Source organism: Arthrobacter sp. MMS24-T111 (genome assembly GCF_054888995.1).
This window is the reverse complement of record NZ_JBTZRO010000001.1, coordinates 2,032,611-2,045,797: the sequence shown is the minus strand read 5'-3', so window position 1 is coordinate 2,045,797 and position 13,187 is coordinate 2,032,611. Positions and strand designations below refer to the sequence as shown.

16 protein-coding genes and 1 pseudogene are annotated in these 13,187 nt (G+C 67.9%); 11 read left to right on the top strand and 6 right to left on the bottom strand.

The window, feature by feature from the left end; genetic code table 11:
* Positions 1-387: 387 nt before the first annotated feature.
* The 5 genes from ACX5I6_RS09590 to ACX5I6_RS09570 all read left to right on the top strand — a co-directional run bounded on the left by ACX5I6_RS09590 (position 388) and on the right by ACX5I6_RS09570 (position 4,923).
* Positions 388-903, top strand: coding sequence for an MFS transporter (locus tag ACX5I6_RS09590; protein WP_461840313.1), 516 nt, complete (start codon positions 388-390; stop codon positions 901-903).
* Between the two features lie 376 nt (positions 904-1,279).
* Positions 1,280-2,254, top strand: coding sequence for a hypothetical protein (locus ACX5I6_RS09585; protein ID WP_461840312.1), 975 nt, complete (start codon positions 1,280-1,282; stop codon positions 2,252-2,254).
* A gap of 195 nt (positions 2,255-2,449) precedes the next feature.
* Entirely contained in the window at positions 2,450-4,039 is a 1,590-nt protein-coding gene (locus ACX5I6_RS09580; protein WP_461840311.1) for a S53 family peptidase, read from the top strand.
* Between the two features lie 129 nt (positions 4,040-4,168).
* On the top strand, positions 4,169-4,396 hold the full coding sequence (locus ACX5I6_RS09575) for a hypothetical protein (RefSeq protein ID WP_461840310.1): 228 nt from the start codon (positions 4,169-4,171) through the stop codon (positions 4,394-4,396).
* The gene (locus ACX5I6_RS09570) at positions 4,357-4,923 is read left to right on the top strand and encodes a phosphatase PAP2 family protein (protein WP_461840309.1); all 567 of its coding nucleotides are present in this window, start codon (positions 4,357-4,359) and stop codon (positions 4,921-4,923) included. The genes ACX5I6_RS09575 and ACX5I6_RS09570 overlap by 40 nt, the downstream gene beginning before the upstream one ends.
* A 60-nt stretch (positions 4,924-4,983) precedes the next feature.
* Here the strand turns inward: ACX5I6_RS09570 and ACX5I6_RS09565 are convergent, their stop codons facing one another.
* Positions 4,984-5,175: a hypothetical protein gene (locus ACX5I6_RS09565; protein ID WP_461840308.1), complete on the bottom strand. Its 192-nt coding sequence runs from the start codon at positions 5,173-5,175 to the stop codon at positions 4,984-4,986.
* On the opposite strand from ACX5I6_RS09565, the gene ACX5I6_RS09560 reads away from it, so the two are divergent.
* The 5 genes from ACX5I6_RS09560 to ACX5I6_RS09540 all read left to right on the top strand — a co-directional run bounded on the left by ACX5I6_RS09560 (position 5,168) and on the right by ACX5I6_RS09540 (position 8,642).
* Positions 5,168-5,695 carry a DedA family protein gene (locus ACX5I6_RS09560; RefSeq protein ID WP_461840307.1) on the top strand — a complete coding sequence of 176 codons (528 nt, stop codon included), beginning with the start codon at positions 5,168-5,170 and terminating at the stop codon, positions 5,693-5,695. The two genes, ACX5I6_RS09565 and ACX5I6_RS09560, sit on opposite strands and share 8 nt — an antisense overlap.
* Before the next feature lie 5 nt (positions 5,696-5,700).
* Complete coding sequence (locus ACX5I6_RS09555; protein WP_461840306.1) at positions 5,701-6,372, top strand: response regulator transcription factor; 672 nt, start codon at positions 5,701-5,703, stop codon at positions 6,370-6,372.
* Positions 6,369-7,406 carry a sensor histidine kinase gene (locus ACX5I6_RS09550; protein WP_461840305.1) on the top strand — a complete coding sequence of 346 codons (1,038 nt, stop codon included), beginning with the start codon at positions 6,369-6,371 and terminating at the stop codon, positions 7,404-7,406. Before ACX5I6_RS09555 ends, ACX5I6_RS09550 begins: the two co-directional genes overlap by 4 nt.
* 154 nt (positions 7,407-7,560) lie before the next feature.
* Positions 7,561-7,995, top strand: coding sequence for a VOC family protein (locus tag ACX5I6_RS09545; protein ID WP_461840304.1), 435 nt, complete (start codon positions 7,561-7,563; stop codon positions 7,993-7,995).
* Positions 7,996-8,000: 5 nt separating this feature from the next.
* The gene (locus ACX5I6_RS09540; protein ID WP_285247135.1) at positions 8,001-8,642 is read left to right on the top strand and encodes a winged helix-turn-helix transcriptional regulator; all 642 of its coding nucleotides are present in this window, start codon (positions 8,001-8,003) and stop codon (positions 8,640-8,642) included.
* Between the two features lie 77 nt (positions 8,643-8,719).
* Here ACX5I6_RS09540 and ACX5I6_RS09535 read toward each other — a convergent pair whose 3' ends face one another.
* The 4 genes from ACX5I6_RS09535 to ACX5I6_RS09520 all read right to left on the bottom strand — a co-directional run bounded on the left by ACX5I6_RS09535 (position 8,720) and on the right by ACX5I6_RS09520 (position 10,772).
* On the bottom strand, positions 8,720-9,136 hold the full coding sequence (locus ACX5I6_RS09535) for an MmcQ/YjbR family DNA-binding protein (protein WP_461840303.1): 417 nt from the start codon (positions 9,134-9,136) through the stop codon (positions 8,720-8,722).
* Between the two features lie 141 nt (positions 9,137-9,277).
* Entirely contained in the window at positions 9,278-9,655 is a 378-nt protein-coding gene (crcB, locus tag ACX5I6_RS09530; RefSeq protein WP_018761644.1) for a fluoride efflux transporter CrcB, read from the bottom strand.
* Complete coding sequence (locus tag ACX5I6_RS09525; RefSeq protein WP_018761645.1) at positions 9,652-10,236, bottom strand: fluoride efflux transporter FluC; 585 nt, start codon at positions 10,234-10,236, stop codon at positions 9,652-9,654. The genes crcB and ACX5I6_RS09525 overlap by 4 nt, the downstream gene beginning before the upstream one ends.
* Positions 10,236-10,772: a universal stress protein gene (locus tag ACX5I6_RS09520; RefSeq protein WP_018761646.1), complete on the bottom strand. Its 537-nt coding sequence runs from the start codon at positions 10,770-10,772 to the stop codon at positions 10,236-10,238. Before ACX5I6_RS09520 ends, ACX5I6_RS09525 begins: the two co-directional genes overlap by 1 nt.
* A gap of 167 nt (positions 10,773-10,939) precedes the next feature.
* On the opposite strand from ACX5I6_RS09520, the pseudogene ACX5I6_RS09515 reads away from it, so the two are divergent.
* Positions 10,940-12,585: pseudogene (locus tag ACX5I6_RS09515) on the top strand (PAS domain-containing sensor histidine kinase).
* Between the two features lie 88 nt (positions 12,586-12,673).
* Here ACX5I6_RS09515 and ACX5I6_RS09510 read toward each other — a convergent pair.
* Positions 12,674-13,174, bottom strand: coding sequence for a DUF4188 domain-containing protein (locus tag ACX5I6_RS09510; protein ID WP_461840302.1), 501 nt, complete (start codon positions 13,172-13,174; stop codon positions 12,674-12,676).
* Between the last annotated feature and the right edge of the window lie 13 nt (positions 13,175-13,187).

The following is a 13,187-nucleotide window of genomic DNA, read 5'->3' as shown; positions in this document are numbered from 1 at the left end:
CGACCACCTTTCCCCCAACGCCCGCTCACCTTTTGCGCGTGGCGCGTGCCGCCGTCGTGCGCTGACTGCCCTAGGCGAGGCCCGCCGTCGTACGTTGTCCCGGTTCTCGACGCACAAATCCACTTTCGACGCGGACGCACCCTCACGCACCCCACGTGTCTGGCGCGCCACGGAATCTGCGCGGCGAAATGGATTCTGGGCATCGCGGGCGACTACGGGCCGCATGGCCGCCACGGCGCGGGAGGGAATCTGCGGGTCGGCACGGAATTTGCGTGTCGCCGGCAGGGCCGCCCTGGAGGCTGCGACATGGCGGGGTGATTGCCCAAGGCGCGGGCCGCCGTCGTGCCTTGCTGCCGTTCTCGACTTAGAAATCCACCTTCGACGCGGATGCACCCTCACGTACCCCACATTTCTGGCGCGCCGAGGAATCTGCTTCGCGGAATGGAATCTGAGCGTCGAAGCCGCCATTGCAGGGCCGCGGCGGCCCCTAGCAGCGAAGAGGAAAAAGCGGTGCGGCGCGGAATATGGACATCGCCAGAATCGCGCTCGCGAGACCGGAGCGGAACCGGTAACGCTAGCGCACTGGGTGCCGTCTCAGCCACGCAAGTGGTGGTGTTCGCCAGCATCGCCTACGCAATCCTGCAAACCATTTCCTTCTCCCTCTACCTCTACTCCGCCGAGCTCTACCCCACCCGGCTCCGCGCCATCGGCACCGGCTTCGGCAGCGCCTGGCTGCGGGCCGGCTCCGCGATCGGACCCATCCTGGTGGGCTGGATCGTGGACAACTACGGCATCAGCCTGGTCTTCACGGTGTTCGCGGCCGTCGCCCTCATCGGCGGACTGATCACCATCTTCTTCGCCGTCGAAACCAAGGGCCAGGTGCTTGAGGAGCTTCTCCCCTGACGGAGTCCCCTATCGCTGGGCGGCTGTGGTTGGGCGGCGGCGCGGATCCTGTTGAAGGGTCCGCGCCGCCCAAGGTGGGAAACCGGCGTCGTACGTTGGCCGCCCAAGGTGGGAGACCGGCGTCGTAACGCGCGCTGGAACTCTGGATTGCCCCTTCTCCCCGGGCTTATACTAACCACGCCTCAGGTGGCCTCAGGCAACAGCGAAACATCTCACGGTCCGGCGTTTTCGACGCCGGCGACAGGCACAGCGCGGGCGCGCGGCCTCCCGAATCCACAGACTAGGCCCGTCCGGACATTCCGGACGGTGGCGACTTTGAAGATGGATGGTCATGAGACGGTTCTTGGCTCCAGTAATTGCTTTTGCGTTGACCTGCATGGTCTTTCCCGTCCTGGCACCAAGCGCCGCCCGGGCCGCGGCCGGACCCTGCATCGGGGCACCCCCGGCCGACGGAACCATATACGCAGAGACCAGGCAGTTTGTGGACAGCCAGTCGTGGTGGATGCCGGACGTTGACCAAGCCAACAACTCCATCACCAATAACGGCCATGTCCACCTGGGGGCCTGCATCCCCGAACGGGAAACGATCAGTTCGGGCAACGTCACCGTGAATGTGCGCGTGATCCTCCACGACAACCCCGGCACGGCCAACTACGTCTCGATGGTATTCATAACCACCGACTCAGAGACCGTCGTGCAAAAGTGCTACCTGAGGGCCACCGCATCCGACTTCACCTGCCCAGGCCCATCCAGCAGCGGCGACGGCGACTTCGTGTGCGCCGGCACCTGCGAACGCTGGCTGACGTTCTCGCGCCCAATCACGGATTTCAACCGCTCAGGACTGCAGGAGATCCATCTCCGCGCGTTTGTCCCGGAGCCGGACGGCAACGAAATGCGGACCAGCCTCAACTGGCAAACCGACATCCAGAACGGCAGGTCCCAGTCTGACGTTTCAAGGTACCCCTTCCTGCGCGGCAAGGGGTGGTACACCCACGCCGGGTATTGTGAGGCGTCGGTCCGCAGCGTCCCCCTTCCGGATGCTCCGGTATCAGGCATCTGGACTCCGGAAGTGGGTTTGACCACCCACCCCAATGCTTCACTCCCGGCGACGCACTCATTCATTTCCATCGACCCCGATTTCCATGCCATGCCGGCAAACCGCGGAACCGTGCTCTGGGATTCTGCCGGTCCGTATGGCCCTGAACCGTTTGGATCCGCTCCCATCTCGATCGATACCCGGACCCTCGCCAACGGCGTGCACAAACTGCACCTCAGAACGTCCTGCCGCGACAACAAGCTGGGTTCAACAAACTCCGGGGTAACGGTCATACCCTTCACGGTGGCCATCTAGTCCTACGCCGGCGCAGACGTTCACCTGCGCACCCAATTACCTGGCGCGCCCCACATATCCGGCGCGCCACGGAATCTGCGCCGGCGGAGGGGAATTGATGGGTCGCCGGCGGCTCCGGAGGGACCAATGTTCCCTGTTCATTGTCAGTGGCGCGGAGCACAATGGGCCTTGCCTGACCAAGAACGGAGCCATCCCATGTCCGAGCACACCAACCCCACCCCCGAGCACGCAGAGAGCCGTGTCCCCCTCCCCGGCTCAGATCGCCCCACGGCGGCACGGATCCAAAACACCCTGGGTCCCGTCAATCCCGCGCACAGGATCGAGGTCACCGTGATCCTGCGCCGCCAGGAACCGCTGCCGGAGACCTCCCGCGAGCCCGCCCAGCCCCTGACCCGCGACGAACTGGCAGCCCGCCACGGCGCCTCCGACGCTGACCTGAACCTTGCCACCGAGACCTTCACCCGACTCGGCGCCGAGGTTGTCGAGGCCGACGCCGCCTCCCGCCGCCTCCGCCTCGCCGGGACGGTGGAGGTGCTGAGCCGGATCTTCGGCACCAGCCTGGAGGAAGTCACCAGCAGCGGTCCGCACGGCCACGACGTCACCCACCGGCACAGGACCGGAGGGCTGGAGATCCCCGCGGAACTGGACGGCGTTGTCACGGCGGTACTGGGCCTTGACGACCGGCCCCAGGCGCGCGCCCAGTTCCATGCGATTCCGAGGGCGGCATCCGGGACCAGCTACACACCGCCCGAACTCGCCCGGATCTACAACTTCCCCGCGGGCGGCGGCGGCGCCGGCCAGACCGTAGCCATCATCGAACTCGGCGGCGGCTTCGCCCAATCCGACCTGGACGCCTACTTCGCCGAACTGGGCATCACCGGGCCCACGGTGCGGGCAGTGGGAGTCGACGGCGCCGCGAACCATCCCGGACAGGATCCCACGGGCGCGGACGGCGAAGTCCTCCTGGACATCGAAGTGGTGGGCGCCCTGGTGCCCCAGGCGGACATTCCGGTCTACTTCGCCCCCAACACCGACGCCGGATTCCTCGACGCCATCATTAACGCCTCCCACGCCACCCCGGCACCCACGTCCATCAGCATCAGCTGGGGCCAAAGCGAGGACGACTGGACCGCCCAGGCCCGGACAGCCTTCGACCAGGCCCTGGCCGACGCCACCGCACTGGGCGTGACCGTCACCGCCGCCGCCGGGGACAACGGCAGCGCAGACGGCGCCACGGACGGCAAAGACCACGCCGATTTCCCCGCCTCCAGCCCCCACGCGCTGGCCTGCGGCGGAACCCGCCTCGACGCGGACCCCGCCACCGGGACCATCACCTCCGAGACCGTGTGGAACGACGGCCCGCACTCGGCCACCGGAGGCGGTTACAGCGACACCTTCCCCGTCCCCGCCTGGCAGTCAGGCCAGTCCGCACACCACGGCGGCCACCACCCCGCAGGGACGAAAGGCCGCGGAGTGCCGGACGTCAGCGCAGTGGCGGACCCCCAGACCGGCTACAAAGTGCGGGTGGACGGCAAGGACATGGTCATCGGCGGCACCAGCGCCGTAGCACCGCTCTGGGCGGCACTCATCGCCCTCCTGGCGGAGTCCACCAACCGCACCTTCGGGCAGATCCAGCCGCTGCTGTACCGCAACAAGGCGGCCTTCCGCGATATCACCACCGGAAACAACGGCACCTACAAGGCTGCCGCCGGCTGGGACCCCTGCACCGGCCTGGGCAGCCCCGACGGAGCAGCACTCCTCACCGCGATCACGGCCGGCCCGTGACCTGAGCGTGCGCCTTCCGCGGTCCTGCGGCGGACACGTTCTTAAGCCTTTCTTAGGAACCCTGGGGAAGGATCGAAACAGAGACCACGGACAGAACCCTGTCCGCCGCAGGACCATCCCGGAGGATTCGTGAACGGACCAACCCGAGCCCACAAGACAACAGTCGGCCCCCGCACCACCGACGCAGCCCGCACCCAGTTCCCCGTGCTCCCCCAGGCCCGGCACTGGCTGCTGCTGGGCGCACTGCTGTGCGCCGCCGTCGTCGCCCTCGGTTTCACGGTGCAGGCCTGCCCGGCGACACCGCCGCCGAACTGCACGTGGACCAGGACCTCAGCACGCACCACGTTGCCGTGCTGACCGCCGTCGCAATGGGCATCAACCTCGTGTTCGGCCCGGTGGCCGGCCTGGGCCTGATCGCCGTCATCGCCCTGGTGGTGCTGTTGGTGCGCCGCGACCTGGCCAAGGCTGTTGCCTTCGGCGTGGTGGCGTGCTCGGGCTGGGTGGCCAGCGAAGTCTTCAAGCTGATCGTCGCCCGGCAACGGCCCAACCCGGCCCTGCTGTTCGACCCCCTGGCGCCGGAGACCGGATCCAACAGCTTCCCCAGCGGCCACGTCAGCTTCGCCGTCGCCCTGGCCTTCGCCCTGTACTTCCTGTCCCGGGGCACTCGCTGGTCCAAGCTGGTGGCCGCTGCCGGCGCCCTCATGGCCGTGATCGTGGCGTGGTCCCGGCTGTACGTCGGCGTGCACTACCCCACCGACGTGGCGGCCTCATTCCTGGCCGCGAGCGCCGCCTTCGTGCTGCTCGCCGGGCTCTGGAACCGCTTCGCTCCCCGGTTCTTCGACCGCCTGCCCGCCGCGCTCACCACCCCGTCCAGCCGACGCTAAAGGACCCCCATGCACAGCTTCCTCACCCCTGACCTGGTCACCGCCATGGCCACCACCGGATCACCGTCCCTGCTGGACCCCGCCGGCCTGCTGGGCGGCCTGGGACCGGCAGCCCTGGGCGTGATCGCCGGGATGGTCTTCATCGAATCCGGCGTCCTGTTCCCGTTCCTGCCCGGGGATTCGCTTCTCTTCACCGCCGGGCTCCTGCACCAGCAGCCGGCTGGCCCTCCCCGTCCTGATCGGCGTGATCACGGCCGCCGCCATCGCCGGCGACCAGGTGGGTTACCTGCTGGGACGTCGGTTCGGCCGGCGCTGGTTCAAGGACGACGCCAAGGTCCTGAAGACCGCCCACCTCACTGCCACCGAGGACTTCTTCCGCCGGCACGGTGGCGCTGCCGTGGTGCTGGCCCGCTTCGTCCCCATCATCAGGACGTTCGCCCCGCTGACCGCCGGAACCGCCCGCTACGGGTACAAGGCCTTCACGCTGTGGAACATTGTGGGAGCCGCCGCCTGGGCCACGTCCGTGACCCTCCTGGGCACCTGGCTGGGGCACTACGAAATCATCGCCAAGAACATCGACGTCATCGCCGTGCTCATGGTCCTGGTGTCCGTGGTGCCTTGGGCCGTGGAATACCTCAAGCGCCGCCGCGCCAACCGCCGCGCCGCCGTCGAGCGTGCCGCAGAGTACGACGACGACGCTGCCGCGGGTGCCCCGCCGCACCTCGACACGGTGGGCACCAGCGCCCGGCAGGACTCTTTCACGGAAGAATAGGCCGCATGACCACCGCGGACCGGCCCTCCCTGCTGCTCGCCGAGGACGATCCCGCGCTGGGACCGCTGATCGCGGAACTGCTGGAGCCGGACTACCGGATCCGGCTCGCCGCCACCGGGCAGGAAGCCCTGCACCTGGGGCTGACGCAGCCCTGGGACGTGATGGTGATTGACCGCGGCCTGCCCGTCATGGACGGGTTGGCCGTCATCGCGGCGCTCCGGGCCAAAGGCATCGCCACCCCCATCCTGATCCTCACCGCGCTGGGCGAGACGGATGAGAAGGTCCGCGGGCTGGACACCGGCGCCAACGACTACATGACCAAACCGTTCGACGCCGGCGAGCTGGCGGCGCGGCTGCGCGCACTGACGCGTACCTTTGCCCCGCCCGCGGGACCGGTGGGCATCGGCAGCTGGGACTTCGATCCGGCGTCGCGCGCTGTCCGTTCCGCCTACGGCGAGGTGGTGACGCTGACCGCCAAGGAAGCCGAAGTCCTGGCGGCGCTGGCCGCCGAACCCAGCAGGGTGTTCACCCGCGACGACCTGCTCGCCGCGCATTTCCAGTCCACGGACCAGCCCGGCGTTATCGACACCTACGTCCACCACCTGCGCCGGAAGATCTCCCGGACCGTCATCCGCACCGTCCACGGCGTGGGCTACCAGATCGGCGACCCCTCATGACCTCTCCCCAAAGCTCCGGCACCGGCTCCTCCGGCCTTGGCTCCCCCCGCCCTGGGGATCCGGACCAGGACACCCTCCGTCGCGCGTCCCTGAAGGTGGCGCTGCGGATCAGCGCCGGCGTGGCCGTCCTGGTGCTGGTGCTGCTCGCTGCCGCCACCGTGTTCCTCATGAACAAGCTGGCCCATCCCACTCCGCCCGGTTCCACTGCAGGCAAGGCCTACACCTACCTGGACTCGAAGGACCTGATCGAGGGCATGATCCTGGCGGGGCTGGCAGGCATCGTGCTGGCCGGCGTGGTGGGCTGGATCAGCGCCCGAAGCGCCATCCGGCCGCTGGGCGAGGCCCTGGCCAGGCAACGGCGCTTCGTCCAGGACGCCAGCCACGAACTCCGCACCCCGCTGGCAATCCTTGATACCCGCATCCAGCTCGCGCAGCGCAAGGCCGAACCCGGGTCCGAGCCGGCGCAGGCTTTGGCGAAGATCCGGGAGGACGCGGCCACGCTGACGGGCATCGTCAACGAACTCCTGTTGGCAGCGACCGGCTCCCCCGGCGCGCCCGGAGGTGCCGTACCGGAGCCGGTGGACGTCGCGGCGGTTGCCCGGTCCGCCGCCGAAAGCCTCCAGGCCCTGGCCGGCCAACAGGGCGTCCTGCTGGACTTCTCCTATGCCGGCGCGGCGTGGGTGCGCGCGGATCCTGGTTCGCTGCGGCGCGCCATCCTGGCCCTGGCCGATAACGCGCTGGCCCACACCCCAGCCGGCGGAACCATCACCATCAGCACCAGTGTTGAGGGATCCCGGGCCGTGGTCCTGGTGGCAGACACCGGGTCCGGCATCACCGGGGTGGACCCCGGGCGGATCTTTGACCGGTTCGTCCGCGCGCCTGGGCTGGACGGATCCGGGGGCAGGCGGAGCTTTGGCATAGGCCTGGCCCTGGTCCGCGACATCGCCACCGCAGCCGGCGGCACCGTGGACGTACAGCGGACCGGATCCGACGGGACGACCATGAGGCTGGCACTCCCGTTGGCGCGGGGCTGACATTGCGGCTGGCACGGGACCGAAACCGCCGGTCCTGCGGGGCTGAAAAGCGGTTGAACGAACGGACTGAAAGCACGCGCTCAGGGTATTGACCCCTCACTTGCTTTTTGCAAGTATCGAGGTTATCCACTCCATCTTGGGAAAAGAGACCGTGATGACCTCAATGTTCGTAAACCTGCCCGTGACAGACCTGGAGCGCGCCAAGGCGTTCTACACGGCGGTGGGTTTCACCATCAACCCGCTTTTCACCGACCACAACGCCGCGTGCGTGGTGGTGGAGGAAGACCACAGCTACTTCATGCTCCTGGTCCGCGAGTACTTCCAGACCTTCAGCGACCGGCCCATTGGCGACCCGTCCGCGACCGTATCGGCCACCACGGCTATCTTCCTGGAGAGCCGGGAAGCGGTGGACGCCAGCGTTGCCAGTGGCCTGGCAGCAGGCGGAACCGAGGCCCAGCCCGCTTCCGATTACGGCTTCATGTACCAGCGCCAGCTGACCGACCCGGATGGCAACATCCTGGAGTTTGGCTACATGGAAGCCGCCGCCGCCGAACAGGGCCCGGAAGCCTTCATGAACCAGCAGGCCTGAGGTTCATGGCCGCACGCGACTACGGACAGTACTCGGGCATCACGCGGGCCATGGAGATCGTGGGCGAACGGTGGGCCCTGCTGATTGTCCGCGACCTGCTCGTGGGGCCGCGCCGCTACGGTGAGCTCGCCGAGGGCCTGCCACGGATCCCGAGCAATATCCTGGCCGCGCGGCTCAAGGAACTGCAGGCGGCCGGCGTGATCCGCCGTGCGCCACGCTCTCGGGTCATCGTCTACGAGCTCACGCCGTACGGACGGGAACTCGAACCGGTGGTTCTCGCGCTGGGCGCCTGGGGCTTCAAGGCCATGGGCGACCCCCGCGAGGACCAGGTCATCAGCCCCGACTCGATGACCATGGACCTGCGAACGGCGTTTCGGCCGGACGTGGCGGCCGCCCTGCCCGCCACCGCCTACGCGGCCCACTTTGGGTCCGCCGACCTCCTGATCAGGGTCCAGGGGCCCAGCCTCGACGTCATCCGCGGTGATGGCGCGGCGGACCTCGCCTTTGCCGCCGGGCCGGACATCCGGCTGCTCATCTCCGGCGACATGGCACCGGACCGGGCGATCGAAAGCGGCGTGATCCGGGTGCTGAGCGGGCCGGGAGACCTCCTCCGCCGCTTTGCGGACACCTTCCACCTGGCGGCCTGACAGGCGGCGGCTCCTTTTGGCTGACGCCCACCCGGGGACGGGGCGTCATGGGGCACGGCGCGGACCGGCGTCGTGAGTCAGCGGCCGGCGAAGAACTCCTTGACCAGCCTTTTGGGTGCCCGGGCCGCCCAGGCTTCCACAAGGATCTCCGCCAGCTCTTCGCGTGACATCTCGCCAAGCCGGGACTCCTGCACCAGGACGGCGTTGTACCCGTCGAAGTGGGGCACGGTGAAGAACGGCAGCGACGGGTCCTCCACCAGTGCTGACTTCGCGGCATCGTCCGGGACCACGATGACCAGCAGGTCCTGGTACGGCTCGCCCGATTCCGGATTAATGGCCGTCTTGTGCGGGGCCCGGTACAGCACGAAGCCCCGGCCCTTGGGTCCCTGCGGCACTTTGTAGGTGGGACGGTCACCCCAGGAGGTCCCCAGCACAACCTCGGGAAGGCCCCTGCAGATGGCATCAATGTCGCCCGGTGTTGCCTTGCGCTCCATCGCCACAACGTAGCCCCGCGCCGTAACCGGCCGCAATGCTTTGCGCCGGGCTCCTACTCGGTGGCGCCCAGGAACTCCGCCACCCAGGTTGACGGCCTCGCGGCAAGAGATGCCGCCTGGGTGCCCGCGGGCCTGACCTGGCTACAACAGTCCGCCCAAGGCAAGCCCGCCGGCAGCAGCGGCCACCGCGGCCAGCGCGGTGCCGACGCCATTGAGGAGGGCCAGCCCAGTGCGGCGGGACTGGATGAGCCGGACCGTCTCAAAGCTTGCCGTGCTGAACGTGGTGTACCCGCCCAGGAACCCGGTGCCGGCAATGGCCTGCAACTCGGCGGGCGCGGCATGCACGATCACGGCTCCGGCGAGCAAGCCAAGCAGGAACGAGCCCGTGACATTGATGATGATGGTTCCCACCGGCAAGGCGGTGCGGGCTCTGGACCGGACCAGGCCGTCCACCACGAACCGGGTGGCCGACCCGAGCCCGCCGGCGACGCCGACCAGGATGATGATGGCGACGCTCACCGACTCTCCTTCTGCAGAGTCTTCCGGTGATCGGTGGCCCGTGCGTGGTGGCCTGCCGCCAGCCAAATTCCCGCCACGGTGGCAGCGGCGCCCGCCACCACACTGACCCCCACGTAGAGCAACCCGTCCGTGACGCGGCCGGCCCCGAACAGGGTGTTCGTTTCCAGCGCCAGCGTGCTGTACGTGGTGAACGCGCCCATGAAGCCGGTGCCGACGAACAGCCGGATCAGCCGAAGCCGCCCCGCATCAGGGCCCCGCCGCACCAGGGCCTCCAGCAGGAGACCGAGCAGGAATGCCCCGGAAAGATTGATGGCCAGGGTGGGAACCGGCCAGCCGCCCGGCGCGGGCAGGATGCCGCTCAGCCCATAACGCGCCAGTGCCCCCAGGATGCCACCCGCAATGACTACGAGGAGGAACCCCGGATGCAGGTGCACCGGCCGGTGGGGGCGCGCCGCACCAAGCGTCCCCTGGTCCGCTGCAGCCTCCCGGCTGCCGGGCTCCGGGCGTCCGGTCCCGTCGTCGTGCGCCTGCTTGTCCGCGGTTCCCGCCTGGGCCTCGGCGTCGGGGACAGGCGGTTCCATCAGTGAGCCGCCTTCGGCTGGTGCCTGTGCGGCGACAGCGGCACCACCAGGACGGGCCGATGCTGGCGGTGGGTGAGGTGCACCGCCACGGATCCCACCAGCAGTTCCTCAAGCCGCGCCCCTAGCCCGCGCTCGCGGGTGCCCACCACAATGACGGACGCATCAGCGGACTCCGCCAGGCGTCCCAGAGCCCGGGCCGGGTCACCCGCAAGGGTCACGAAGGACCAGTCGATGCCGGATCCGTCGAAGGCCGCACGGAGGTCCGCGGCGATGGTGGCACTGATTCCTTCGATATCGTCATCAACCCCGTCCGGGTCGATCGGCCGGGCCTCCACCCTGCCGTCCGGCTCCTCGGCGAGGTAGGTGGTCACGTCCACATAGGCACAGACAAGCTTCACGCCGAGGCTGAACGCCAGCTCGACGGCCCGGTGGGCGACGGCAAGCGGCTGGCCGGGCACGACGCCCATCAGCACCGGCCCGCCGATCTTCCGCGGGACGTACGGGGTGGGGCTTGATTGTTTGCCTGCGTCAGTCATCTGTTCTCCTGTCAGATCCGGATTCTACTGCGCCGCCGGACGTCCAGGAGAAACGTGCAACAAATGCCCCGCGCCGACAGAGATTCCGGACCGGCGTTGCTGTTGATTGAGCACCCTGCGGGGTAGGTTTCTTCCACAAGCGTTCAGGGCAGGGATAAGGGGATACCATGCTTTTTGAGCCGTTATATGCGTACTACCGGACGTTGGGGCGCAGAGGCAGGGCGGTGCTGTTCCAGCTGCCGCTTTCTGTGACGATGCTGATGGTCGTGGTCCTGACGATGGTCCTGCACCCCCAACTCGACGTGGCCGGCCCATTCATCTACAGCCTGGGAGCACACGTGCTCTTACTCGCTGCGTGCGCCCTGGTGCCGTGGGGCCGGCTGCCCGAACGGGCCGTGCTCATCATTCCGTTCCTGGACTGCATAGTCGTGGGGATTTCCCGCGAGGCCGCCGACCAGTACCTCACCGTTTTGGGTTTCCTCCTGGTCTTTCCCGTCGTATGGTTGGCCGCGGACCGGCGTCGCAGCGGCGTCCTTTACGCCGTCGTCGCCACCATCCTCAGCGCCGTGCTGCCCCCGGTCATGCTGGGCACGGGCTTTGACGGCCCAGACTTCATCCGGATCGTCCTGCTGCCAGTCATCCTCGGAGCAGTCGCACTGACATCCTTCGCGATTGCCAACGCCCTCTCGCTGCAGCGGCAGCAGCTGGAAGCACAGGGCTGCGAGGTCCGGGACCTCCTGGTTGCCAGCGAGGACCGTGAGCGCTTGCTTAGCAGCGTCATGGACACCGTGAGTGTAGGAGTATGCGCCGTCGACGCCAAGGGTCAGGCGGTGCTTGCCAATCACCAATTCAGCAGCCATTTCGGCGGCACCGTCACCGGGAGGCTGCTGTCGGAGGAACCACCGGGCTTTCTCGTCTTTGGTCCCGACCGGAAGCATGCCCTGCCTCCAGAGCGACGCCCCGGGTTCCGGGCGGCACGAGGGGAGTCCTTCACCGACGAACTGATCTGGGCGGACAACGGAACCAGTCAGAGGGCCTACTCCGCAACGTGCCGGCTGATCCGTGACTCCCGTGGCGAACACCGGGGAGCGGTCATGGCGTTCACCGATGTCACAGCGCTGGTCGAAGCACTCTCGGCCAAGGACCAGTTCGTCTCCAGCGTCTCCCACGAGCTGAGGACCCCGCTGACCTCGATCCTGGGCTACATGGACCTGGCCCTGGACGAAACGGATCTTGGCTCCGACATCGAGATGTACTTGACCGTCGCAAAACGGAATGCCCAGCGGCTCCTGCACCTTGTCGGGGACCTGCTGACGATCGCCGCGGACACCGTGACCACTAATCCGCGGCCCGCTGACCTCTGTGAAGTTGTCAGGCACTGTGTTGAGGCCGCCCACCCACGTGCCAAGGCCGGCGGCATCACCCTGGACCTGGTCGCAGGCGGAGCGGCCACGGGTCACTTCGACCCGGACCGCCTCGGCCAAGCCGTGGACAACCTAATCTCCAACGCCATCAAATACACTCCGCGCGGCGGCACGGTGACCGTCACGGTCGATGCCACTGGGCACGACTCCGCTGCGAAGTAACAGACACCGGCGTCGGCATGACCGAGGACGAGCTGGACCAGGCCTTCACCCGCTTCTTCCGCGCCGCAAAGGCACATTCCTCGACCATTCCCGGCGCCGGCCTGGGGCTGGCAATCACCAAATCCATCGTGGAAAACCACCGCGGCCACGTCGTCCTGTCCAGCATCCCGGGAGAGGGAACAACGGCGGTCCTGACCCTCCCCTCGGTCAGCATGGAGACCCCCTGAGCACGGCGGTTTTCTCGTGACCGAATCTGACCATGAGACGAACGGCAGGCAGTCCACGGCCCGGCGCCAGGAAAGCGCCCCGCTATGATCAGGAACCGCCGGCTGGGTGGGCAGCCCGTCCCATCCGCTGCTTGGCGGTGTTGGTGCCCGCTCCGACCTGGACATGGTTGGTTGCCTTGGCGAGCCCGAAGAGCGGCATCCCGCTGTAGATGACCTCGATGCCGGCAGCGGGCACCTGATAGGTCTCATGCCAGACGCCGACGTCTCCGGTTCCGGCGAGCTCCTTCATGAAACGGCGCCAGGGTTCCAGATGGGGCGCATCCCTGTCCGCTGCAAACTTCCGCAGGTGCTCCGGGCTCTCCCAGTAGCTGAGCATCATGGTGGTACGCCCCACCCATTGCTGGTAACCGAGCATCCCCGCTGCCGGGTCATCGCCCAAATGCTGAAGCATCCGCCCCATGGCGGCACCAACCCTCCCCACGGTCCCGACCTTCCACCACCGGTTGGCCCGCATCCCGATCAGGAACACCGTGACGGACTCCCGGCCCGGATCGGCCGTATAGCGGCCCGGAAATACCTTCTGCGACATGGGAACCCCTTCG

Excerpts from the sequence above, each read along its gene's own strand:
- ACX5I6_RS09590 (WP_461840313.1), top strand. The coding sequence starts at position 388 with ATGCACCCTCACGTACCCCACATTTCTGGCGCGCCGAGGAATCTGCTT.
- ACX5I6_RS09585 (WP_461840312.1), top strand. The coding sequence starts at position 1,280 with ATGGTCTTTCCCGTCCTGGCACCAAGCGCCGCCCGGGCCGCGGCCGGA.
- ACX5I6_RS09580 (WP_461840311.1), top strand. The coding sequence starts at position 2,450 with ATGTCCGAGCACACCAACCCCACCCCCGAGCACGCAGAGAGCCGTGTC.
- ACX5I6_RS09555 (WP_461840306.1), top strand. The coding sequence starts at position 5,701 with ATGACCACCGCGGACCGGCCCTCCCTGCTGCTCGCCGAGGACGATCCC.
- ACX5I6_RS09550 (WP_461840305.1), top strand. The coding sequence starts at position 6,369 with ATGACCTCTCCCCAAAGCTCCGGCACCGGCTCCTCCGGCCTTGGCTCC.
- ACX5I6_RS09545 (WP_461840304.1), top strand. The coding sequence starts at position 7,561 with ATGACCTCAATGTTCGTAAACCTGCCCGTGACAGACCTGGAGCGCGCC.
- ACX5I6_RS09540 (WP_285247135.1), top strand. The coding sequence starts at position 8,001 with ATGGCCGCACGCGACTACGGACAGTACTCGGGCATCACGCGGGCCATG.
- ACX5I6_RS09535 (WP_461840303.1), bottom strand. The coding sequence starts at position 9,136 with ATGGAGCGCAAGGCAACACCGGGCGACATTGATGCCATCTGCAGGGGC.
- ACX5I6_RS09525 (WP_018761645.1), bottom strand. The coding sequence starts at position 10,236 with ATGGAACCGCCTGTCCCCGACGCCGAGGCCCAGGCGGGAACCGCGGAC.
- ACX5I6_RS09520 (WP_018761646.1), bottom strand. The coding sequence starts at position 10,772 with ATGACTGACGCAGGCAAACAATCAAGCCCCACCCCGTACGTCCCGCGG.
- ACX5I6_RS09510 (WP_461840302.1), bottom strand. The coding sequence starts at position 13,174 with ATGTCGCAGAAGGTATTTCCGGGCCGCTATACGGCCGATCCGGGCCGG.